General features: G+C 72.6%; 17 protein-coding genes. 15 read left to right on the forward strand and 2 right to left on the reverse strand.

Annotated elements, in window-relative coordinates:
* Positions 1-95: 95 nt before the first annotated feature.
* The 8 genes from ACGF12_RS09785 (at position 96) to rodA (ending at position 9,068) form a co-directional block, all read left to right on the forward strand.
* Positions 96-1,487: a bifunctional folylpolyglutamate synthase/dihydrofolate synthase gene (locus ACGF12_RS09785; protein WP_393027700.1), complete on the forward strand. Its 1,392-nt coding sequence runs from the start codon at positions 96-98 to the stop codon at positions 1,485-1,487.
* A gap of 1 nt (position 1,488) precedes the next feature.
* A complete protein-coding gene (locus ACGF12_RS09790; RefSeq protein ID WP_387630269.1) occupies positions 1,489-1,842 on the forward strand; it encodes a DUF4233 domain-containing protein in 354 nt (117 codons plus the stop codon).
* Positions 1,843-1,973: 131 nt separating this feature from the next.
* A complete protein-coding gene (gene ndk, locus ACGF12_RS09795) occupies positions 1,974-2,387 on the forward strand; it encodes a nucleoside-diphosphate kinase (RefSeq protein WP_380613723.1) in 414 nt (137 codons plus the stop codon).
* Positions 2,388-2,753: 366 nt separating this feature from the next.
* A complete protein-coding gene (locus ACGF12_RS09800) occupies positions 2,754-3,779 on the forward strand; it encodes a rod shape-determining protein (protein ID WP_355669593.1) in 1,026 nt (341 codons plus the stop codon).
* Between the two features lie 97 nt (positions 3,780-3,876).
* Positions 3,877-4,830, forward strand: a complete 954-nt coding sequence (mreC, locus tag ACGF12_RS09805) for a rod shape-determining protein MreC (RefSeq protein WP_393027703.1) — start codon at positions 3,877-3,879, stop codon at positions 4,828-4,830.
* A 3-nt stretch (positions 4,831-4,833) separates the two neighbouring features.
* A complete protein-coding gene (gene mreD, locus ACGF12_RS09810) occupies positions 4,834-5,469 on the forward strand; it encodes a rod shape-determining protein MreD (protein WP_393027705.1) in 636 nt (211 codons plus the stop codon).
* Between the two features lie 57 nt (positions 5,470-5,526).
* Positions 5,527-7,872, forward strand: coding sequence for a penicillin-binding protein 2 (gene mrdA / locus ACGF12_RS09815; protein ID WP_393027707.1), 2,346 nt, complete (start codon positions 5,527-5,529; stop codon positions 7,870-7,872).
* Positions 7,869-9,068 (forward strand): rod shape-determining protein RodA, encoded by a 1,200-nt coding sequence (gene rodA, locus ACGF12_RS09820; RefSeq protein ID WP_393027709.1) that lies wholly within the window; start codon positions 7,869-7,871, stop codon positions 9,066-9,068. The genes mrdA and rodA overlap by 4 nt, the downstream gene beginning before the upstream one ends.
* A 79-nt stretch (positions 9,069-9,147) precedes the next feature.
* Here rodA and ACGF12_RS09825 read toward each other — a convergent pair whose 3' ends face one another.
* A complete protein-coding gene (locus ACGF12_RS09825; protein ID WP_393027711.1) occupies positions 9,148-10,449 on the reverse strand; it encodes a M14 family zinc carboxypeptidase in 1,302 nt (433 codons plus the stop codon).
* Between the two features lie 530 nt (positions 10,450-10,979).
* Here ACGF12_RS09825 and ACGF12_RS09830 point away from each other — a divergent pair.
* The 6 genes from ACGF12_RS09830 (at position 10,980) to obgE (ending at position 20,291) form a co-directional block, all read left to right on the forward strand.
* A complete protein-coding gene (locus ACGF12_RS09830; protein WP_393027713.1) occupies positions 10,980-12,908 on the forward strand; it encodes a TIGR03960 family B12-binding radical SAM protein in 1,929 nt (642 codons plus the stop codon).
* 221 nt (positions 12,909-13,129) lie between these two features.
* Positions 13,130-13,891, forward strand: a complete 762-nt coding sequence (locus ACGF12_RS09835) for a TIGR03936 family radical SAM-associated protein (RefSeq protein ID WP_393027715.1) — start codon at positions 13,130-13,132, stop codon at positions 13,889-13,891.
* 435 nt (positions 13,892-14,326) lie between these two features.
* Positions 14,327-17,875 carry a ribonuclease E/G gene (locus ACGF12_RS09840; RefSeq protein ID WP_393027717.1) on the forward strand — a complete coding sequence of 1,183 codons (3,549 nt, stop codon included), beginning with the start codon at positions 14,327-14,329 and terminating at the stop codon, positions 17,873-17,875.
* 230 nt (positions 17,876-18,105) lie between these two features.
* Positions 18,106-18,423, forward strand: coding sequence for a 50S ribosomal protein L21 (rplU, locus tag ACGF12_RS09845; protein ID WP_030233759.1), 318 nt, complete (start codon positions 18,106-18,108; stop codon positions 18,421-18,423).
* Between the two features lie 14 nt (positions 18,424-18,437).
* Positions 18,438-18,695, forward strand: a complete 258-nt coding sequence (rpmA, locus tag ACGF12_RS09850) for a 50S ribosomal protein L27 (protein WP_030058248.1) — start codon at positions 18,438-18,440, stop codon at positions 18,693-18,695.
* Positions 18,696-18,812: 117 nt separating this feature from the next.
* Positions 18,813-20,291: a GTPase ObgE gene (gene obgE / locus ACGF12_RS09855; RefSeq protein ID WP_393027719.1), complete on the forward strand. Its 1,479-nt coding sequence runs from the start codon at positions 18,813-18,815 to the stop codon at positions 20,289-20,291.
* Between the two features lie 86 nt (positions 20,292-20,377).
* Here the strand turns inward: obgE and ACGF12_RS09860 are convergent, their stop codons facing one another.
* Positions 20,378-21,193: a hypothetical protein gene (locus ACGF12_RS09860; protein WP_393027721.1), complete on the reverse strand. Its 816-nt coding sequence runs from the start codon at positions 21,191-21,193 to the stop codon at positions 20,378-20,380.
* Positions 21,194-21,501: 308 nt separating this feature from the next.
* Here ACGF12_RS09860 and proB point away from each other — a divergent pair, with 308 nt between their 5' ends.
* Complete coding sequence (proB, locus tag ACGF12_RS09865) at positions 21,502-22,638, forward strand: glutamate 5-kinase (protein ID WP_393027723.1); 1,137 nt, start codon at positions 21,502-21,504, stop codon at positions 22,636-22,638.
* Positions 22,639-22,745: the final 107 nt, after the last annotated feature.

A 22,745-nucleotide genomic window follows, 5' to 3' on the forward strand; every position in this document is an offset into this window, starting at 1 on the left:
GCAAAGTGGCCGTTCTCACCCTGGCCGCCGCCCCCGCCGCCTCCCCCGCTCTCACCCTGTGGGGATGGAGCGCCGCCGCTCCGTAGACTGTGGTCGTGAGCGACAAGGCCGACCCGAACCCGTACACCCTCCGCCCCGCCGACGGCGGCACCGGCGACGCCCTGCGCGACGTCGAGCTGGAGCTGTCCAAGCGCTGGCCGGAGAACAAGCTGGAGCCCTCGCTCGACCGGATCGAGGCGCTGATGGACATCCTGGGCCAGCCCCAGCAGTCCTTCCCCTCCATCCACATCACCGGGACCAACGGCAAGACCTCCACTGCCCGGATGATCGAGCAGCTGCTCAACACCTTCGAGCTGCGCACCGGCCGCTACACCAGCCCGCACGTGGAGACCGTCACCGAGCGGATCAGCCTGGACGGCGCCCCGATCAGCCCCGAGCGGTTCGTCGAGGTCTACCGCGACATCGAGCCCTACGTGCAGATGGTCGACGCGGCGCAGCCGGTGCCGATGTCCTTCTTCGAGGTGCTGACCGGCATGGCCTACGCCGCCTTCGCCGACGCCCCGGTGGACGTCGCGGTGGTCGAGGTCGGCATGGGCGGCTCCTGGGACGCCACCAACGTCATCGACGCCGCCGTCGCCGTGATCACCCCGATCGGGCTGGACCACACCGACAAGCTCGGCGAGACCACCGGTGAGATCGCGGTCGAGAAGTCCGGGATCATCAAGTCCGGCGCCGTCGCGGTGGTCGCCCAGCAGCAGCTGGACGCCGCCCAGATCATCCTGCGCCGGGCCGTCGAGGTGGACGCCACGGTCGCCCGCGAGGGCATGGAGTTCGGTGTGATCCGCCGTGAACTCGCCGTCGGCGGCCAGCTGGTGACGCTGCGCGGGCTCGGCGGCGAGGAGTACGAGGACGTCTTCATCCCGCTGCACGGCGAGTACCAGGCGCACAACGCGGCGCTGGCGCTGGCCGCGGTCGAGGCCTTCTTCGGCGTCGGCGGCGCCCGCGGCGGGCAGCTGGACGTGGACAAGATCCGCCAGGCCTTCTCCGGCGTCTCCTCGCCGGGCCGCCTGGAGATCGTCCGCCGCAGCCCCACGATCATCCTCGACGCCGCGCACAACCCGCACGGCGCCCAGGCCACCGTCGCCGCGATCTCCGAGTCCTTCGGCTTCACCCGCCTGGTCGGCGTGATCGGCACCTCCGGGGACAAGGACGTGGCCGGCGTGCTGGAGGCCTTCGAGCCGATCCTGGCCGAGGTCGTCATCACCCAGAACTCCACCCACCGCGCGATGGACGTGGACGCGCTCGCGGCCCTGGCCGTCGAGGTCTTCGGCGAGGACCGCGTCCAGGTCGAGCCCCGGCTCGACGACGCCATCGCCGCCGCCGTCACCCTGGCCGAGGAGGAGGGCGACCTCGGCGGCGCCGGGGTGCTGGTCACCGGTTCGGTCATCACGGTGGGCGAGGCCCGCCTGCTGCTCGGGAGGAAGTGACATGAGGACGCTCTGCTCCTCGACCCTGATCGGCGAGGCGCTGCTGATCATGTTCGCGGCGCTGGTCGCGATGCAGCTCTCCAGCGTCTCGACGGCCACGGTGTGGATCGTCAGCGGGATCGCGATGGCGCTGTGCGTCGCGCTCTGCGGCATGATCAACCGCCCCGGCGCGGTGCAGATCGGCTGGGTGCTGCAGGCCGGCCTGATCGCCAGCGGCTTCGTCCTGCCGACCATGTTCGGCCTCGGCGTGGTCTTCGCCGGCCTGTGGTGGTGCTCGGTGCACTACGGCCGCAAGGTGGACGAGTTCAAGGCCGCCCGCGCGGCCGCCGAGGCCGGGGCGGCCGTACAGGCCTGAGCCGGCGGCCGTACAGGGCCGGGGCCGGGACCGGCGAACCGACACGCCGTGTACGCAAGGTAACCTCTGCCCTGTCGGCTCCCGCCTCGCGACCCGACTGTCTGCCGAACCGAATCCCCAGGAGACGCACCGTGTCCCAGCGCACTCTCGTCCTGCTCAAGCCCGACGCCGTCCGCCGCGGCCTGGCCGGCGAGATCATCAGCCGCATCGAGCGCAAGGCCGGCTGGCAGCTCGCTGCCATGGAGCTGCGCACCTTCGACCGGGCGACGCTGGAGCAGCACTACGAGGAGCACGTCGGCCGCCCGTTCTACGAGCCGCTGCTGGAGTTCATGACCTCCGGCCCGTCGATCGCGATGATCGTCGAGGGCGAGGAGGTCGTGAAGGGCATCCGCATGCTGGCCGGCGCCACCAACCCGCTGGAGGCCGGGGCCGGCACCATCCGCGGCGACTACGCGACCATCACCCGCGAGAACCTGATCCACGCCTCCGACTCCCCGGAGTCCGCCGAGCGCGAGATCAAGATCTTCTTCCCGGCGCACGCCTGATCCGAGCCGGGCGAAACGCCCGGGAAGGCCGGACGATCCGCCCCGGCGGGCACCGTGTCGGGGCCCGCAGGACCTTGGGACTGCCCCGGTCGGGACCATTGGCCCGGCCGGGGCATTCTTATCGTGAAATAGGGAACTGGGGACGCCGACACGGCGTCCCAATGCTCGGAGAAGCGATCACGCTCCGGACAATGGACGGTGTGCCCCCACGTCGATGTCCGTTCCGCGCGGCGTGACTACGATGGACGCGACTCAAGGGCCCGGTAAGGCAGCTCAGCTGGTCTCCGCCCAAGCGTGGGCGCTGCATCCGTCCACACCCCATGAACTCCGAGCCCGGGAAGGCACCCACACCCCATGGCGAGCAACCTGTCGTTCATCGGCCGCGACTTGGCGATCGACCTCGGAACTGCCAACACGCTGGTGTACGTCAGGGGCAAGGGGATCGTCCTCAACGAGCCGTCCGTCGTCGCGGTCAACACCAACACCGGCGGCATCCTCGCGGTCGGCGTCGAGGCCAAGAAGATGATCGGCCGCACGCCCGGCAACATCGTCGCCATCCGCCCGCTCAAGGACGGCGTGATCGCCGACTTCGAGATCACCGAGCGGATGCTGCGCTACTTCATCCTCAAGATCCACCGCCGTCGCTACCTCGCCCGCCCGCGCGTCGTGGTCTGCGTGCCCTCCGGCATCACCGGCGTCGAGCGCCGCGCCGTCATCGAGGCCTCCTCGCAGGCCGGCGCGCGCCAGGTGCACATCATCGAGGAGCCGATGGCCGCCGCGATCGGTGCCGGCCTGCCCGTCCACGAGGCCACCGGCAACATGGTCGTCGACATCGGCGGCGGCACCACCGAGGTCGCCGTGATCTCCCTCGGCGGCATCGTGACCGCCCAGTCCATCCGGGTGGCCGGTGACGAGCTGGACAACGCGATCGTCCAGCACATCAAGAAGGAGTACTCGCTCCTCCTCGGCGAGCGCAGCGCCGAGCAGATCAAGATGAGCATCGGCAGTGCCTTCGGCCTGGAGGGCGAGAAGGACGAGCACGCCGAGATCCGCGGCCGCGACCTGGTCAGCGGCCTGCCCAAGACCGTGGTCATCTCCGCCGCCGAGGTCCGCGAGGCCATCGACGAGCCGGTCAACTCGATCATCGACGCGGTCAAGACCACCCTCGACCAGTGCCCGCCCGAGCTGGCCGGCGACGTCATGGACCGCGGCATCGTGCTCACCGGCGGCGGCGCCCTGCTGCGCGGCCTGGACGAGCGGCTGCGCCGCGAGACCGGCATGCCGATCCACATCGCCGAGAACCCGCTCGACTCCGTCGCGCTCGGCTCCGGCAAGTGCGTCGAGGAGTTCGAGGCGCTCCAGCAGGTACTGGACGCCCAGCCGCGCCGTTAGCACCACGACGAGACATCCGACACTCAACTGAACGGGCCGCCGCCCGGGCCCCACAGCCCCGGGCGGCCGCCAGGTACGAAGGGGCAGTACCAGCACCGTGAGGGACACACGAGAGAGCCGGCTGCTGCTCATCCTGCTGGTGGCCGTCGCCTTCGCGCTCATCACCGTGGACATCAAGGGCGGTGCGGACTCCCCGCTCAGCCCGGCCCGGCACGCGGCCGCCAGCGTCCTCGGCCCGGTCGAGCGCGGCGCCGCCACCGTCGTCGACCCGGTGGCCAACACCGTCAGCGCCTTCCGCGACGCCGCCACCCACAACGGCCGCACCGACCAGCTCGCCCGCGAGAACACCGAACTGCGGCAGAAGCTCGCCTCCTCCGACATGGCGAGCGGTCGCACCAAGCAGCTGGACGACCTGCTGCGCACCGCCGGCGCCGGCGGATACACCGTCAAGGCCGCCCAGGTCATCGCGATCGGCCCGGCCCAGGGCTTCTCCTGGACCATCACCATCGACGCCGGCAGCGACGACGGCCTCACCCGTGACATGACGGTGATCAACGGTCAGGGCCTGGTCGGCCGGATCACCACCGTCGCCCGGACCACCGCCACCGTGCTGCTCGCCTCCGACCCCGGCTTCTCGGCCGGCACCCGGCTGGAGGGCAGCGGCGAGATCGGCTTCGCCTCCGGCGGCGGCGACAGCCCGATGAAGGTCTCCCTGCTCAACGGCAAGGCGCAGGTCAAGGCCGGCGACCGGCTGGTCACCTTCGGCTCGCAGAGCGGCCGTCCGTTCGTGCCCGGCGTCCCGGTCGGCAAGGTCACCGAGGTCCAGGCCAACGCCGGCCAGCTGACCAAGACCATCCTGGTCGAGCCCTTCGTCCAGTTCACCCGGCTGGACCTGGTCGGCGTGGTGGTCGTGCCGCCGCGCACCGACCCGCGCGACGCCGTCCTGCCGCCGGCCCCCACCCCCGGGCAGAGCCAGGCCCCGGCCGCGCCCGCCCAGCCGCAGCCCACCGCGCCCGCCACCCCGCCGGCCAAGCCCAATGGGGGGAACTGAGCCATGCGCCTCGCCCGCATCCCCGTCTCCGCCGTACTGATCCTCCTCGGCCTGATCCTCCAGGTCAGCGTGTTCGGCCGGCTCCAGCTCCCGGGTGCCACCCCGGACATACTGCTGCTCGTCGTGGTCGGCCTGGCCATGGTCTACGGGCCGAGGGGCGGCTGCCTGGTCGGCTTCGCGGCCGGCCTGCTCGCCGACCTCGCGCCGCCCTCCGACCACGCCGTCGGCCGCTACGCCCTGGTGCTCTGTCTGATGGGCTACGCCGCCGGGCTGCTGCGTCCCGACCACGGCCGCCAGCGTTCGGTCTCCAGCGCGCTGCTGGTGGTCGGCGCCGCCTCGATCACCTCCACCTTGCTGTACGCGACCGTCGGCGCCCTGGTCGGCGACACCGCGGCCCGGCACGTCGGCCTCGGCAACCTGGTGATCAGCGCCCTGCTGTACGACCTGCTGCTGGCCCCGTTCGTGGTGCCGCTGGTGATGCTGATCGGCCGCCGCTTCGGCCGCGACCCGGTGGCCGCCGCCAGCGACGACGACGGCCCGGGCCTCGGCGCGCTGGCCCGCTACCGCACCACCCGTGCGGTCTCGACCGGCCCGAAGTACAAGAAGCGGCGCGGGCCCGGCTTCGCCCGGCGCCCGTAACCGGCCCGCCCAGGCCCCCGAACTCCCGACTTTCCCGCATCCTGGAGCGCACGAGACGTGAGCAACATCCCCGAGACCGGCCGAACCCGGCGGGTGACGATCCGTCTGGTGGTGCTGCAGATCCTGGTGCTGTCGCTGCTCGCCACCCTCGGCGGGCGGCTGTGGTACCTGCAGATCCGCAACGCCAAGGAGTACACCGCCAAGGCGACCGGCAACCACATCCGCGAGGTGGTCGAGCCGGCCGTCCGCGGCGAGATCCTGGACGCCTCCGGGCGGATCCTGGCCGGCAACGAGGCCCGGCTGGTGGTGTCCGTCAGCCGTACTTCGCTGCTGCAGCAGAAGGACGGCGGCAAGGCGGTGCTGGGCCGCCTCGCCGAGGTGCTCGGCATGCCGGCCAAGGACGTGCAGGAGAAGGTCCGGCTCTGCGACGCCAAGACCCCGCAGCCCTGCTGGAACGGATCGCCGTACCAGCCGATCCCGGTCACCAAGGAGGCGACCACCCAGCAGGCGATGCAGATAATGGAGCGCCGCGAGGACTTCCCCGGGATCACCGCGCAGCCCACCTCCGTGCGCCGCTACACCGGCGCCGAGGGCGCCAACCTGGCCCAGGTGCTCGGCTACCTCTCGCCGGTCACCGACGACGAGGTCAGCAAGACCGCCGACAAGAGCGGCCTGGACCGTTACCTGCCGGCCGACCAGATCGGCCGGGCCGGCCTGGAGTCGGTGTACGACCGCGACCTGCGCGGCACCGCCGGCATCACCAAGCTGGCGGTGGACAACCTCGGCCGGGTGATCGGCACCGCCGGCACCGTCGCCCCGCAGACCGGCAACAACCTGGTCACCAGCATCGACGCCCGGGTGCAGAAGGTGGTCGAGGACAACCTGGCGCAGGCCATGGCCGACGCCCGGAACACCTTCGACAAGGTCACCAACCGCAACTACGAGGCCGACTCCGGCGCCGCCGTCGTGATGGACGTGCACACCGGGCGGATCATCGCGATGGCGAGCGCCCCGACCTACGACCCGAACCTCTGGGTGGGCGGCATCAGCGGCAAGGACTACCAGTCGCTGACCAGCAAGGACTCCAACTTCCCGCTGCTGAACCGGGCCATACAGGGTCAGTCCGCCCCCGGCTCGACCTTCAAGGTCATCTCCACCACCGCCGCCGTGGAGGCCGGCTACTCGCTGGACGGGACCTACTCGTGCCCGAAGGCCATGACCATCGGCGGCCGCGAGTTCAAGAACTTCGAGAGCGAGAACTTCGGCTCCATCTCCCTGGAGAAGGCGCTGGAGGTCTCCTGCGACACCGTCTTCTACGGCCTGGCGTACGACCAGTGGATGAAGGACGGCGGCATCAAGCCGAAGAAGGACCCGGGCGACTGGTTCTTCAAGGCCGCCCACCAGTTCGGCCTCGGCGCCAAGACCGGCGTCGACCTGCCGGCCGAGGTCCCCGGCCGGGTGCCGGACCGGCAGTGGAAGCAGTCCTTCTACGACAACAACAAGGACGCCTGGTGCGCGCAGGCGCAGAAGGGCGGCAACAGCTTCTCCGACCAGATCGCCCGGGAGAACTGCGTCGACGGCTACCAGATGCGCGCCGGTGACGCCGTCAACTACGCGATCGGCCAGGGCGACACGCTCGTCACCCCGGTTCAGATGGCCCGTATCTACTCGGCGCTGGCCAACGGCGGGACCTTCTACCGGCCGACCATCGCCAAGGCGGTGATAAGCCCGAGCGGGGACCTCGTCCGCGAGATCGCCCCGCACGAGGACGCCAAGTTCCCCGGCGACCAGAAGCTGCTCAGCTACATCGACCAGGCCACCGCGGGCGTCATCACCAGCGGTACCGCCGCCTGGAAGTTCAACGGCTGGCCGCAGGACAAGATCGCGCTGCACGCCAAGACCGGCACCGCCGAGGTCGAGGGCAAGCAGACCACGTCGTGGCTGGACACGTACAGCAAGGACTACGCGATCGTCATGACGATCAGCCAGGGCGGCACCGGCTCCGGCGGTTCCGGTGACGCCATCCGCCGGATCTACCAGGCGCTGTACGGCGTGGACGACAAGGGCAACATCGACAACAGCAAGGCGCTGCTGCCGACGCCGCAGAGCGAGCTGCCGAAGTTCAACCCGGACGGCACCGCGATCATCAAGCCGGCCTCGTACACGGTCGACCCGGCGCCGGGCGCGGTCGCCCCGGCCCCGGTGCTGCCGGCCGCCGGCCCGGCGCAGGCCGTGCAGCCCGTCCAGGCCGCGCAGCCCGTTCAGTTCACCCGGTTCGCCCTGGCGGACGCGGCTCCCGCGACGGCCTGGCTCGATCCGGCGCCGCCGTCCGACAGCCCCGCGTCGTACACCGTGGCCGATGCCGCGCTCGAACCGAACCGCGCGGGAAGGGGACGGGCATGAACTCCTACGGCTCGTACCGGCAGCTGCGGTTGAGCCCGCAGCGCACCGGGGTCTCCAAGGCCCTGGCCAAGGACTCGCCGCTGTGGCGGCTGGACTGGATACTGCTGCTGGCCGCGCTGGCCCTCTCGCTCGGCAGCTCGTTGCTGGTCTGGTCGGCCACCCGTGGGCGCGACAACCTCACCCACGGGGACCCGCAGTACTTCCTCTACCGGCACCTGACCAACTTCGTGATCGGCCTGGTGCTGTGCGCCGTGGTGATAGCGATAGGAGCCCGGCGCGTCCGCACCCTGGTGCCGTTCGTCTACGTCGCCGTGATCCTGCTGCTGATGGCGACGCTCAGCCCGATCGGCTCGACCGTCAACGGCGCGCACTCGTGGATCCAGCTCGGCGGCGGCTTCTCGATCCAGCCCGCCGAGTTCGCGAAACTCGGGATCGTGCTGTCGATGGCGGTCGTGCTGTCGGACCAGGTGGACGCGGGGGAGCGGGAGTTCCCCTCGCACCGCTCGGTGTTCCGCGGCCTGATCTGGGCCGGCCTGCCGATGGGCCTGGTGCTGCTGATGCCGGACGCCGGGTCGACCATGGTGATGTCCGCGATCGTGCTCGGCATCCTGCTCGGCTCCGGCGCGGCCAACCGCTGGGTGCTCGGCATCCTCGCGGTCGGCGTCGGCGGCAGCATCGCGATCTGGAAGCTCGGGCTGCTGAGCCAGTACCAGATCGACCGCTTCGCCGCCTTCGCCAACCCGCAGCTCGACCCGAACGGCGTCGGCTACAACACCGCGCAGGCCCGGATCGCGATCGGCTCGGGCGGACTGACCGGCAAGGGGCTGTTCCACGGGACGCAGACCGTCGGGCAGTTCGTGCCGGAGCAGCAGACCGACTTCGTGTTCACCGTCGCCGGTGAGGAGCTGGGCTTCGTCGGCGCGCTCGCGATAATCGGACTGGTCGGCGTGATCCTGTGGCGCGCCTGCCGGATCGCCCGCCAGGCGACCGACCTGTACGGGACGATCGTGGCGGCCGGGGTCATCGCCTGGTTCTCCTTCCAGGCCTTCGAGAACATCGGGATGTGCCTGGGCATCATGCCGGTCGCGGGCATCCCGCTGCCCTTCGTCTCCTACGGCGGCTCCTCGATGTTCGCGGTCTGGATCGGGGTCGGGCTGCTCCAGGCGGTGCGCAGCCAGCGGCCGATAGCGGCCTGAGCCCGCTTGCTGTCGGGGCCGGTCCGGGTTCGTCCCGGACCGGCCCTTTTCCTTGCCGTTGAAGCGAGTTGACGATCCGTCAGGCCGTGTGGAGCAGGCAGTCGGCGGCGGTGAGCACCGCCCGGGTCTGGTGGGCCAGCTGCTCCTGCACCGGGACCCAGCGGGCGCCGAAGCGGTGGCGCAGCCGGTCCAGGCTGTCGGCGACCACGGCGCGGGCGCGCTCCCGGGCGGCATCGGCGTCCGGGCCGCGGGCGTCCGCGAGCAGGCGCAGCAGGATCGAGGCGACCCGCAGTGGCAGCCGGGCGGCGACCAGCCCGGCGGTGGTCGCCCGGGAGGCGCTGAGCGGGCGCGGGCACCACAGCTCCAGCCACTCGTCGGCGACCCGCGGGGCGACCGCCAGGTTGAACTCGGCGGTGCGCACCAGCGCGCCGTGCGCCTCCCGGGCCTGCGCCGGGACCCGGGCGAGCAGCGTGCTGAGCTCCGCGGTGCGCGCGGTCAGCTCGCGGGCGGCCTCGCCGACGGCCTGCGGCCCGGCCGGGTGCGGGCGGGCGTCGCCGACCGCGTCCACCGCCCACATCGGGACCTCCAGGACGGCGGTGACCGCGCCGTACCGGGCCGCGTAGGACCAGGTGGACAGCTCGGGCTCGTCCGGCAGCGCCCGCGAGGTGCCCTCGCTGCCGCGCCTCGGCATCAGGTAGGTGCCGGGGGCGGGGCTGGCCCAGCCGATGGCGTCGTAGGAGTCCACGTCGAGCGGGAGGCCGGCCCGCTCGGCGGAGCGGGCGAAGCGTTCGGACAGGCCCGGCACCGGGCTGGTCAGCTGGACGAACGCGCCGCCGAAGTCCACCCCGTGCAGCGAGCACTGCAGGAACGGGCGCAGCTCGTCGATCAGCCCGGTCAGCGCCAGGCTCTCCGGCATCGGCGGGCGGCCCGAGCCGGGCGCGGGCAGCAGTTCGGGCTGTTCCTCGAAGGCGGGCCGGAAGAAGTGCTCGTAGTGGCGGGCCATGGTCAGCGGGCCGTCCAGCCAGCCGGCGTTCAGCGCGGCACCGTCCGGGTCCAGGCAGAGCAGCAGGTGCCAGGACAGGCCGGGCCGGGCGGGGCGCTCCAGCAGGACCTCGGCGAGACGGACCGCGGCGGCGGTGCCGACCGGCTCGTTGGGGTGCGGCCCGCCCACCGCCAGGACGGCGCGCGGGCCGCGGTCGACCGAGAGCAGCAGCAGCGGACGCCCGGCCCGGGAGCGGCCGACCTCGCGCAGCCGGCAGCGGTCCGGGCGGCGCAGGGCGAGCCGTCGGGCCGCGGATTCGGCCTGGGCCTGCGTGGGGTAGCGGGCCGGCCCGGTGTCGAGGATCCGCAGGGGCCGGACCCGCCGACCGGTGTCGGTCATGGTTCTCCTTGCGACCGGTCGTACGGCCGCCGGGACGCGGGCGTGCCGCACCACCGGACGCGGCCTGCGGGCCGGGGACGGGCTCTGCGGGGCCGGGGGAGGGGGCCTCGCGGGGGACGGGGGAGGTCGTGCTGGGCGAGACGGGCCGCCGGGGGAGTCGGCGTTGGCCGAGCGTACGACCCAACTCCCGTCTCCGGAAGGGGTGCAGGGCCTTGGGCAGGACCCTGTCAGTACCGCACGGGCGGTCCGGGCGTGTCAACGGCGGACGGCGCCGGGCGGCGGGCGCGCACCGTGCGTGCCGGGGCGGGTACGGGCGGCTGTGGACGGGGCTGATCGCGCCGGAGCGCACCGCGGGGCGGCCGGGTCCGGTTCGGGACGGGGCGGCCGGGTCCGGTTCGGGACGGGGCGGCCGGGTCCGGTTCCGGCGGGGCCCGGGCAGACGGGCCGTTCCCCGGATTGGGCTACCCTTGAGGGTCACCCCTCCCGTGCCGGCTCGCGGCATCGAATCACGTCGTAAGGGTTCCTAGTACATGACTGTCGAATCGGTCTTCCCACGCCTGGAGGCCCTCCTCCCGCACGTCCAGAAGCCGATCCAGTACGTCGGCGGCGAGCTCAACTCGACCGTCAAGGACTGGGACGCCTGCGACGTCCGCTGGGCGCTGATGTACCCCGACGCCTACGAGGTCGGGCTGCCCAACCAGGGCGTCATGATCCTCTACGAGGTGCTCAACGAGCGCGAGGGCGTGCTCGCCGAGCGCACCTACAGCGTCTGGCCGGACCTCGAGGCGCTGATGCGTGAGCACGGCGTCCCGCAGTTCACCGTGGACGCCCACCGCCCGGTGAAGGCCTTCGACGTCTTCGGGCTGTCGTTCTCCACCGAGCTCGGCTACACCAACATGCTGACCGCGCTCGACCTGGCCGGCATCCCGCTGGAGGCCAAGGACCGCACCGACGAGGACCCGATCGTCCTGGCCGGCGGCCACGCGGCCTTCAACCCGGAGCCGATCGCGGACTTCCTGGACTGCGCGGTGGTCGGCGACGGCGAGCAGGCCGTGCTCGACATCACCGAGATCATCCGTGCCTGGAAGGCCGAGGGCCGCCCCGGCGGGCGCGACGAGCTGCTGCTGCGCCTGGCCCGTACCGGCGGGGTGTACGTCCCGAAGTTCTACGACGTGGAGTACCTGGCCGACGGCCGGATCGGCCGCGTCGTGCCGAACGCCCCGGGCGTGCCGTGGCGGGTGTCCAAGCACACCGTGATGGACCTGGACGAGTGGCCGTACCCGAAGCAGCCGCTGGTCCCGCTCGCGGAGACGGTGCACGAGCGGATGTCCGTGGAGATCTTCCGCGGCTGCACCCGTGGCTGCCGCTTCTGCCAGGCCGGCATGATCACGCGCCCCGTGCGGGAGCGAAGCATCACCGGCATCGGCGAGATGGTCGAGCGCGGGCTGAAGGCGACCGGCTTCGAGGAGGTCGGCCTGCTGTCGCTGTCCAGCGCCGACCACACCGAGATCGGCGACATCGCCAAGGGCCTGGCCGACCGCTACACCGAGGACAAGATCGGTCTGTCGCTGCCGTCCACCCGCGTCGACGCCTTCAACATCGACCTCGCCAACGAGCTGTCCCGCAACGGGCGCCGCTCGGGCCTCACCTTCGCCCCCGAGGGCGGCAGTGAGCGCATGCGCAAGGTGATCAACAAGATGGTGTCGGAGGAGGACCTGATCCGCACCGTCGCCACCGCCTACGGCAACGGCTGGCGCCAGGTGAAGCTGTACTTCATGTGCGGCCTGCCCACCGAGACCGACGAGGACGTGCTCCAGATCGGCGAGATGGCGAAGAACGTCATCCAGAAGGGCCGCGAGGTCACCGGCCAGAACGACATCCGCTGCACCGTCTCCATCGGCGGGTTCGTGCCCAAGCCGCACACCCCGTTCCAGTGGGCCCCGCAGCTCTCCGCCGAGGCCACCGACGCCCGCCTGGCCAAGCTGCGCGACTCGATCCGCGGCGACCGCAAGTACGGCAAGAACATCGGCTACCGCTACCACGACGGCAAGCCGGGCATCGTCGAGGGCCTGCTGTCCCGCGGCGACCGCCGGGTCGGCGCCGTCATCCGCGCCGTCTACGAGGACGGCGGCCGCTTCGACGGCTGGCGCGAGTACTTCTCGTACGACCGCTGGATGGCCTGCGCCGACAAGGGCCTGGCCGGCACCGGCGTCGACGTCGACTGGTACACCACGCGTGAGCGCTCCTACGAGGAGGTGCTGCCCTGGGACCACCTGGACAGCGGCCTCGACAAGGACTGGCTGTGGGAGGACTGGCAGGACGCCCTGGAGGAGGTCGAGGTCGACGACTGCCGCTGGACCCCGTGCTTCGACTGCGGCGTGTGCCCGCAGATGGACACCCACATCCAGATCGGCCCCACCGGCAAGAAGATGCTGCCGCTGACGGTCGTCAACAAGTAGGCGTCGTACACCCCTCGGCCCCCGTCCGGTGCGTTCCGGGCGGGGGCCGAGGGCTGTGGCTGACCTGGGGCGGAGCGAGGGGTGCGGCGGGGCGCGTACCCTTTGAGGTGACAGAGTCCGGGCAGTGGCGGGAATGAGCCGCGCCGGACGGGGACAATTGACTAAAGGACTGAGCGACCCTGGCACGCCGTACGCCCGACGGTCCGCCGCCCGCGCCGACGGTGCAGCGGATTCGTCTCCGCTACACCAAGCGCGGCCGGCTCCGCTTCACCAGCCACCGCGATTTCCAGCGCGCCTTCGAGCGCGCCCTGCGTCGGTCCGCCGTTCCGATGGCCTACTCGGCCGGCTTCACCCCGCACCCGAAGGTCTCCTACGCCAACGCGGCCCCGACCGGGGTGGCGAGCGAGGCGGAGTACCTGGAGATCGGTCTGGCCGCCGCGCGCGACCCCGAGCAGCTGCGGGCGCAGTTGGACGGCTCGCTGCCGACGGGCCTGGACGTGATCGACGCGGTCGAGGTCCGCACGCCGAACTTCGTGGAGCGCCTGGAGGCCTCGGAGTGGCTGCTCCGGCTGGACGGCGTCGAGCCGGCCGAGGCGGCCCAGGCGGTGGAGAAGTTCCTCGCCGAGGAGATGGTCGAGGTCGAGCGCCGGACCAAGAACGGCGTGCGGGTCTTCGACGCGCGGGGTGCGGTGGCCGCACTCGCGGTCGTCGAGCCGCAGGTCGACGGCGGTGCGGACACAGGCTCCGGAACCGACCGCGATGTTCGGACCGGCCGTCCCTGTGCGATACTGCGCCTGGTAGTACGACACGCCACACCCGCCGTACGACCCGACGACGTATTGTCCGGTCTCCGTGCGACGGCCGACCTGGCGCCGCCGGTCCCCGCAGAGGTGACCAGGCTGGCGCAGGGGCCGCTCGACGAGGAGTCCGGCACGGTGACCGACCCGCTGGCGCTCGACCGCGCCGCGGCCCCGGCCGGCTGAGAAACGGCCGCCGGGCCGCGCGCTACCGCGTCCGCCTAGTGGGCGGAGGCCGGGTCCAGTGCCTCACTGGGCCCGACGGTCCTCCAGGGTTCCCGCGGCTCCCCAGGGGAGCGAGCGTCGTCGCAGCACAGGCAGGCCACTCGGGGCCCGCCGACCAGGACGGTCGGTGGGCCCGGGGCCCCGTCCGGGAGCCACCCGGGGTTGGGGGATGGCGCAGCTTGGGAAAACCTCAGAAGACTGGTCAGACCAGAAGACTTTCGACACCCCGCCGAGCGTGGGGCGCCGAGCGAGACTACGAGCCCCTGTGCGGCCTCGCGTCCGCGCGGCGGCACCGTCAAAGGGTCCGGCCCGAGCATCGTCGCGATGCCGGCCGCCCACTGGTGCCGTGCCGTGCCCGGATGTGGAGCCCGGGGGCCTGACGGGAGATCCACCCGCATGCTCGAGAACACCGATCCGCAGCAGGCTGCGGCCACGGAACAGAACGAAACCGCCGCGACCGGCGGCGAGGGCGCGTCCGCCGCGCCGCCGCGCCGTCGTCGCCGGGCGGTGTCCCGCCCGGCGGGCACCCCGCAGGGTGCGGCCGCCGAGACGGCCGAGACGGTCCTGCCGGCCGAGACGCACGAGGCGCCCGCCGCGGCGGCTCCGGCGGCCGAGCCGGCCCCGGTGGCCGAGAAGCCGGTCCGGGCCCGCCGGACCCGCAAGCGCGCCGAGGCCCCGGCCGGTGCGCCGGAGGCGACCGCGATCATGGTCACCGCGCCAACGGCCGACGAGGCCCCGGTGACGGAGAAGGACCAGTCGGCCGGGAAGGCCGCGAAGAAGGACGAGAAGGCGGAGAAGGCGGAGAAGCCCGTCCGGGCCCGCCGCACCCGCAAGCGCGCCGAGGCCCCGGCCGGTGCCCCCGCCGCCGAGGCGCCCGTCGTCGAGGCCCCCGCCGAGGAGCCCGCCGCCGCCGAGCCGGTGGCCGAGGAGGCCCCCGCCGCTCCGGCCCGCCGCGCCCGCCGCCGTCGCGTGGTCGAGGCCGCGCCGGTGGTCGAGGCCCCGGTCGAGGAGCCCGCCGCCGAGGAGGAGCCCGCCGAGGAGGAGGCCGTCCAGGCCCCCGCCGCCGAGGCGCCCGCTGCCGCCGAGCCGGCCCCCGCCCCCGCTCCGGCCGCCGAGGCCGAGCCGCCCCACCGGGTGCGCCGCCGCGCGGTCCGCCCGGCCACCGCGATCTTCCAGGCCCCGGTCTTCCAGGAGCCCGCTCCCTACGTCGCGCCGCCCGCGCCGCAGCAGCCCGCCGCCGCCCCGGCGCCGGTCGAGGCCCCGGCCGCCGCCGAGCGCGGCGAAGAGGACGAGTACGAGTACAGCGGTGTCGGCCGCCGTCGCCGGGTCCGTACCCGGGTCGAGCCGTCCCGCCGCAAGCCGGTCGCCGCGGCGCCGGTCGCCGAGGCGCCGGTCAAGGCCCCCGTCGAGGCCCCGGCCGTCGAGGAGCCCGCCGTGGAGGCCCCCGCCGCCGCTCCCGAGACCGAGGGCGAGTGGGAGGAGGACGGTCGTCCGTCCCGCCGTCGCCGTCGCGGCGGCCGCCGCCGTCGCCGTGGCGAGGCCGAGGAGTTCGAGGCCGCCGAGACCGTGCAGCCCGCCGCCGAGGAGTCGGCCGAGGCCGTCGCCGAGGAGGAGGACGAGGAGGAGGAGGAGGACGACCTGGCCGCCGGCCTGTCCTCGTCGCGTCGCCGTCGCCGCCGTCGCCGCCGCAGCGGTGAGGCCGGTGCCGTCGAGACCGCCGAGACCACCGAGGACGGCGTCCGCACGGTGGTGAAGGTGCGCGAGCCGCGCCGCCGCTCCACCGAGCCGTCCTTCGACCCGGACGAGGTGCAGTCCATCAAGGGCTCGACCCGTCTGGAGGCGAAGAAGCAGCGCCGCCGCGAGGGTCGTGAGCTGGGCCGCCGCCGGGTGCCGATCATCACCGAGGCCGAGTTCCTGGCCCGCCGCGAGTCGGTCGAGCGCGTCATGGTGGTGCGCCAGAACGGCCAGCGGACCCAGATCGGCGTGCTCGAGGACGGCGTGCTGGTCGAGCACTACGTCAACAAGGAGCAGGCCACCTCGTACGTCGGCAACGTCTACCTGGGCAAGGTCCAGAACGTGCTGCCGTCGATGGAGGCCGCGTTCGTCGACATCGGCAAGGGCCGCAACGCGGTGCTGTACGCCGGTGAGGTCAACTTCGGCGCACTGGGCCACGGCGGCCCGCGCCGGATCGAGTCGGTGCTGAAGTCCGGCCAGTCCGTGCTGGTGCAGGTCTCCAAGGATCCGATCGGCCACAAGGGCGCCCGCCTGACCAGCCAGATCTCGCTGCCCGGCCGCTACCTGGTGTACGTGCCCGAGGGCTCGATGACCGGCATCTCGCGCAAGCTCCCCGAGAACGAGCGCGCGCGCCTGAAGCAGATCCTCAAGAAGATCGTCCCGGACGACGCAGGCGTGATCGTGCGCACCGCCGCCGAGGGCGCCTCCGAGGAGGAGCTGACCCGCGACGTCCAGCGCCTCCAGCAGCAGTGGGAGGACATCCAGAAGAAGGCCGCGACCGGCAACGCCCCGGCGCTGCTGTACGGCGAGCCGGACATGACCGTCCGGGTCGTCCGCGACATCTTCAACGAGGACTTCACCAAGGTCATCGTCTCCGGCGACGAGGCGTGGACGACCATCCACGAGTACGTCTCCAACGTGGCCCCGGACCTCGCCGAGCGGCTCCAGCGGTGGACCTCCGAGGTGGACGTGTTCGCCACCTACCGGATCGACGAGCAGCTGATGAAGGCGCTGGACCGCAAGGTCTGGCTGCCCAGCGGCGGCTCGCTGGTGATCGACCGCACCGAGGCGATGGTCGTCATCGACGTCAACACCGGGAAGTTCGTCGGCCAGGGCGGCAACCTGGAGGAGACGGTCACCCGGAACAACATCGAGGCGGCCGAGGAGATCGTGCGCCAGCTGCGGCTGCGCGACCTCGGCGGCATCATCGTGATCGACTTCATCGACATGGTCCTGGAGTCCAACCGCGACCTGGTGCTGCGCCGCCTGCTGGAGTGCCTGGGCCGGGACCGGACCAAGCACCAGGTGGCCGAGGTCACCTCGCTGGGCCTGGTCCAGATGACCCGCAAGCGGGTCGGCCAGGGCCTGCTGGAGTCCTTCTCCGAGTCCTGCGTGCACTGCAACGGCCGCGGTGTGATCGTGCACATGGAGCAGCCGAGCACCCACGTCCACGCCCCGGCCGCGGTCGCGGGCGAGGTCTCGGGCGGCGGCAAGCGCCGTCGCCGGGGCAAGGGCGGGGCCGGTCACGAGGAGCCGCAGGCCATTGAGGCCGCGGTGGCCGAGGCGGTCGTGGAGGCCGCTGAGGCCGTGCTGGAGGCCGCCGAGCCGGTGCGCGAGGAGATCGAGGGCCAGCTGGCCCTGGAGGTCCCGGGCGTCGAGGCCCCGGCAGCCGAGATCGCGCCGGTGGAGGCCGCCCCGGTGGCCGAGGCCCCGGCCGCCGCTCCGGCGGGCCGTCCCCGCCGCCGCGCGGTGCGCAAGGCGACGGCTCCGGCCGGCGCCCCTCAGGCCGCCGAGATCGTGGTGCTGCAGGCGAAGGCGGACGCGGCGCTGGAGGCGGCCCTGGCCGCCGCCGCCCCGGCCGTCGAGGCCGCCGCGGAGACCGCCGCCGAGGCGGTCGTGGAGGCCGTCGCGCAGGCGCAGCCCGAGGCCGCCGAGGAAGCCGTCGTCGCGGAGGCCGTGGTGACGGAGGCTGTGGTCGTCGAGACCCCGGCCGCCGAGCCCGCCGAGGCCCCGGCCGCGGAGGAGGCGCCTGCCGAGGAGGCCCCGGCGCCGAAGAAGCGGGCCGCCCGCAAGACCGCCGCGAAGAAGACCGCCGCCAAGAAGACGACCACGGCGGCCAAGAAGACCACCGCCCGCAAGACCGCGACCAAGCGGACGAGCGCGGCGGCCAAGAAGGCCGCGGCCGCCGAGGGTGATACGGCGGCCGAGTAGTGCCCGTGCCCGGGGGCGGGAGCCATCCCGCCCCCGGGCCGTACGGGCCGGTTTGCCCCTTGGGCGGCTGGTCCGTATTCTTGACCATCGGCGTGTCTACGCCACGCTCCCGAGCACATCACCTTCCCGAAGCCCCGCGTCCGCGCGGAGCGAACGGGAGGAGGCCCCTGTGTCCGTACCCAGGTGGCTGGCGTCGGGAGTTCCGACCGAGTTGGGAAAGTAGGTACCGCATGTACGCGATCGTTCGCGCAGGCGGCCGCCAGCACAAGGTCGCCGTCGGCGACGTGCTGGAGATCGACCGTATCGAGGCCAAGCCGGGTGACTCGGTGGAGCTCTCGACCATTCTGGTCGTCGACGGTGACGCCGTCACCTCCGACCCGTGGGTCCTGGCCGGCGTGAAGGCTCACGCCGAGGTGGTCGACCAGACCAAGGGCGACAAGATCGTCATCCTGCGCTACAAGAACAAGACCGGCTACCGCCGTCGTCAGGGTCACCGTCAGAAGCACACCGCGGTGCGCATCACCAGCATCGACTCGGTCAGCAAGTAAGGGGATAGCGAGATATGGCACACAAGAAGGGCGCAAGCTCTACCCGCAACGGCCGTGACTCGAACGCCCAGCGCCTTGGCGTGAAGCGCTTCGGCGGCCAGGTCGTCTCCGCCGGCGAGATCCTCGTCCGCCAGCGTGGCACCCACTTCCACCCGGGTGCCGGTGTCGGCCGTGGTGGCGACGACACCCTGTTCGCGCTGACCGCCGGTGCGGTGCAGTTCGGTAACCGTCGCGGCCGCAAGGTCGTCAACATCGTGGCCGTCGAGGCCTGAGTCCGAGCGGACTCACGAGTCGCGTCAGACTCACACTGAAGGGTGGGCCGGAATGTTCCGGTCCACCCTTCGGCTTTAAGCAACAAGCAGGACTCATCCGCACTGGAGGCACATCCTATGACCACCTTCGTGGACCGCGTCGAACTCCACGTCGCCGCGGGTAACGGAGGCCACGGCTGCGCCTCCGTGCACCGCGAGAAGTTCAAGCCGCTCGGCGGACCGGACGGCGGCAACGGCGGCGAGGGCGGCAGCGTCATCCTCACCGTGGACTCGCAGGTCACCACGCTGCTCGAGTACCACCACTCGCCCAAGCGCAAGGCCACCAACGGCAAGCCCGGAGCGGGCGGCAACCGCACCGGTGCCGAGGGCGGGGACCTCGTCCTGCTGGTGCCGGACGGCACCGTGGTGCTGGACCGCAAGGGCAACGTGCTGGCCGACCTGGTCGGGCACGGCACCAGCTTCGTCGCCGCCCAGGGCGGCCGCGGCGGCCTCGGCAACGCCGCGCTGGCCTCGGCCCGCCGCAAGGCCCCCGGCTTCGCGCTGCTCGGCGAGCCCGGCGAGGCCCGCGACATCGTGATGGAGCTCAAGTCCGTCGCCGACGTGGCCCTGGTCGGCTACCCGAGCGCCGGCAAGTCCTCGCTGATCTCGGTGCTCTCCGCCGCCAAGCCGAAGATCGCGGACTACCCGTTCACCACCCTGATCCCCAACCTCGGCGTGGTCACCGCGGGTGACACCGTCTACACCATCGCGGACGTGCCCGGCCTGATCCCGGGCGCCAGCCAGGGCCGCGGCCTGGGCCTGGAGTTCCTGCGGCACGTCGAGCGCTGCTCGGTGCTGGTGCACGTGCTGGACTGCGCCACCCTGGAGCCCGGCCGCGACCCGCTGACCGACCTGGAGACCATCGAGGCCGAGCTCGCCGAGTACGGCGGCCTGGACGACCGCCCGCGCCTGGTCGCGCTCAACAAGGTGGACGTGCCGGACGGCCAGGACATCGCCGACCTCACCCGGGCCTCGCTGGAGGAGCGCGGCTACCAGGTGTTCGAGGTCTCCGCCGCCTCCCGCAAGGGCCTGCGCGAGCTGAGCTTCGCGGTGGCGAAGATCGTCGCCGAGGCGCGCGCCGCCAAGCCGGCCGAGGAGTCCACCCGGATCGTGCTGCGGCCCAAGGCCGTGGACGACGCGGGCTTCACCATCACCGAGGAGGACGGCGCCTACCGCATCCGCGGCGTCAAGCCGGAGCGCTGGGTCCGCCAGACCGACTTCTCCAACGACGAGGCCGTCGGCTACCTCGCCGACCGGCTGGCCCGCCTCGGTGTCGAGGAGCAGCTGTGGAAGGTCGGGGCGCAGGAGGGCGACACCGTCATCATCGGCCCCGAGGAGAACGCCGTCGTCTTCGACTGGGAGCCGACCATGGCCGCCGGCGCCGAGATGCTCGGCCGCCGTGGTGAGGACCACCGCATGGAGACCCAGCGCCCGGCGGTCGACCGCCGCCGCGAGAAGCAGAAGGGCCGGGACGCGGCCGAGGCAGAGTTCTTCGCCTTCGAGGCGCTCTCCAGCGGCCGCCAGGCCGCCATCGAGGACGACGACGAGGACTACTGAGTCGACCCGCTCGAAGCGGACGGCCCCGCCACCTGTCGAGGTGGCGGGGCCGTCCGCTTGTTCAGGCGTTCGTTTCTGACGGAACGTCACTTCGTCCAGGCGGCCTGGACTTTGGTGATGTCGGTCGAGTCGCCGTAGCCGATCATGACCGGGGTGGTGCCGGCCGGGAAGCTGACGATGTCGCAGCCCTTGAAGGCGACGCCCTTGGTGGCGCCGGACCAGCTCGGGGTGTTGCACTTGGCGATCGGGGTCGACCCGACCGGGTTGGCGAACATGGCCGTGTTGCCCGCGGCGTCGTAGACCTTGAGCTTGGAACTGGGGTCGCTGAAGGTCAGCTTGGTGTCGCCGAGGTTCGTCATGGTCCAGCTGACGTAGAACAGCGCGCGGCCGTCCAGGCCGGCGGTGTTGGCCTTGGCGTCCTGGAAGTCCTTGAGCGAGCCCGGCTCGATCCCGGTGACGGTCCACTGCAGCTTGGCGGCGGTGTTCGACGTCTTGTCGTTGAAGTCGATGCTGGCCGGCTGGCCGAACTTCACCGAGGTGCCGGCCTGCGGGAGCTTCCCGCCGCCGGCGCCGCCGCCCGACGCGCCGGCCGTACCGGCGCCGCCCGTGGCCGCGCCGCCGTTGGCGGCACCACCGGCCGCGGCACCACCGGCCGCGGCACCGCCCGAGGCGGCACCGCCCGAGGCGGCACCGCCGGTGGCAGCGCCCGACGGGGCGGCGGTCGAGCCGCCGGCCGCACCGCCCGAGGCGGCACCCGTGGCCGCGCCGGTCTGGGCCGGGGCCGCACCGGTGGCGCCGCCGGTGGCGGCCGGGTCCGAGTTGTCCGGGCCGCAGGCCGCGAGCGAGAGTGCGGTGGCCGCCGCCAGGGCGGCGACGGTGAGCTTCGTGGTGTACGAACGCATGGTGCGCTTTTCTCCTGGGCATGCGGCCGCGAACCGTTGCCGGCCTGCCCAGTGCGGCGCCGCCCGATGACAGGAAGGTCGAAGACGAGTGGGTACAGCGGGCAAGAAGCCGTCCCCCGATCTGGCTTTCGGTCAGGGACCATACCAGCCATCCGGATTGACGGCCGGGCTGTGGCGAGGCCGTGACCAGGCCGGGTCCAGCCGGTGAAACACCCTGCGGGAGGCCTGCGCGGATCGCGTAGATTTCGGGGTTGACGGCCGGGCGGCGCCCGCCGTACCCGCACCACACCGGAAGGGCGTACAGCGAGATGAGCGAGGACTCACTGCGGGAGGAGGTGCTGACCGCACGGCGGATCGTGGTCAAGGTCGGCTCCTCCTCACTCACCACGGCGGCCGGCGGCCTGGACGCCGACCGGGTCGACGCCCTGGTGGACGCGCTCGCCAAGGTGCGCGCCCGCCCGGACGCCCCCGAGGTCGTCCTCGTCTCCTCCGGGGCCATCGCCGCCGGGCTCGCCCCGCTCGGCCTGGACAAGCGCCCCAAGGACCTGGCCCGCCAGCAGGCCGCCGCCAGCGTCGGCCAGGGTCTGCTGGTCGCGCGCTACACCGCCTCCTTCGCCCGGTACGGCATCCGGGTCGGCCAGGTGCTGCTCACCGCCGAGGACGCCAGCCGGCGCGCCCACTACCGCAACGCCTACCGGACGTTGGACCAGCTGCTGGCGATGGGCGCGATGCCGATCGTCAACGAGAACGACACCGTCGCCACCGCCGAAATCAAGTTCGGGGACAACGACCGGCTGGCCGCCCTGGTCGCCCACCTGGTCCGGGCCGACCTGCTGGTCCTGCTCTCCGACGTGGACGGCCTCTACGACGGCGACCCGGCCAAGCCCGGCACCAGTCGGATCGGCGAGGTGCGTGGCCCGCACGACCTGGACGGCATCGAGATCGGCAGCGCGGGCAAGGCGGGCGTCGGCACCGGCGGCATGGTCACCAAGGTCGAGGCGGCCCGGATCGCCACCGGCGCGGGCATCCCCGTGGTGCTCACCGCGGCCAGCCACGCCGCCGACGCGCTGGCCGGACGGCCCACCGGAACGCTCTTCCTGCGCACCGGCAGCCGCACCTCCGACCGGATGCTCTGGCTGGCCCACGCCAGCAGCCCGCGCGGCGCCCTGCACCTGGACGCGGGCGCGGTGGAGGCGGTCGTCTCCGGCGGCGCCTCGCTGCTGCCGGCCGGGGTCACCAAGGTCGACGGGGAGTTCACCGCGGGTGATCCGGTGGACCTTCTTGCCGAAAACGGCCACATCGTGGCGCGCGGACTGGTCAACTTTGATGCAAGGGAGTTGCCCCGCCTGCTCGGCCGGTCCACCCGCGACCTGGCCCAGGAGTTCGGCGCCGCGTACGAGCGCGAGGTCGTCCACCGCGACGACCTGGTCGTTCTGCGCGGCTGACCGGCCGATCAGCCGGCGCCGGCCGATCGGCGGAGCGCGGCCGGCGGGCCGCTCCGTACAGGAGCGGCCCGGCCGCGGGCGAGGAGGGGCGCAGCCGTACCGGTCGG

Source organism: Kitasatospora sp. NPDC048296 (assembly GCF_043201815.1).
In the GTDB taxonomy this organism is placed as follows: domain Bacteria; phylum Actinomycetota; class Actinomycetes; order Streptomycetales; family Streptomycetaceae; genus Kitasatospora.

What these genes read in the sequence shown, in the direction of transcription:
- ACGF12_RS09790 (WP_387630269.1), top strand. Translation starts at nt 1,489, where the DNA reads ATGAGGACGCTCTGCTCCTCGACCCTGATCGGCGAGGCGCTGCTGATC.
- mreD (WP_393027705.1), top strand. Translation starts at nt 4,834, where the DNA reads ATGCGCCTCGCCCGCATCCCCGTCTCCGCCGTACTGATCCTCCTCGGC.
- rodA (WP_393027709.1), top strand. Translation starts at nt 7,869, where the DNA reads ATGAACTCCTACGGCTCGTACCGGCAGCTGCGGTTGAGCCCGCAGCGC.
- ACGF12_RS09825 (WP_393027711.1), bottom strand. Translation starts at nt 10,449, where the DNA reads ATGACCGACACCGGTCGGCGGGTCCGGCCCCTGCGGATCCTCGACACC.
- ACGF12_RS09830 (WP_393027713.1), top strand. Translation starts at nt 10,980, where the DNA reads ATGACTGTCGAATCGGTCTTCCCACGCCTGGAGGCCCTCCTCCCGCAC.
- ACGF12_RS09840 (WP_393027717.1), top strand. Translation starts at nt 14,327, where the DNA reads ATGCTCGAGAACACCGATCCGCAGCAGGCTGCGGCCACGGAACAGAAC.
- rplU (WP_030233759.1), top strand. Translation starts at nt 18,106, where the DNA reads ATGTACGCGATCGTTCGCGCAGGCGGCCGCCAGCACAAGGTCGCCGTC.
- rpmA (WP_030058248.1), top strand. Translation starts at nt 18,438, where the DNA reads ATGGCACACAAGAAGGGCGCAAGCTCTACCCGCAACGGCCGTGACTCG.
- obgE (WP_393027719.1), top strand. Translation starts at nt 18,813, where the DNA reads ATGACCACCTTCGTGGACCGCGTCGAACTCCACGTCGCCGCGGGTAAC.
- ACGF12_RS09860 (WP_393027721.1), bottom strand. Translation starts at nt 21,193, where the DNA reads ATGCGTTCGTACACCACGAAGCTCACCGTCGCCGCCCTGGCGGCGGCC.
- proB (WP_393027723.1), top strand. Translation starts at nt 21,502, where the DNA reads ATGAGCGAGGACTCACTGCGGGAGGAGGTGCTGACCGCACGGCGGATC.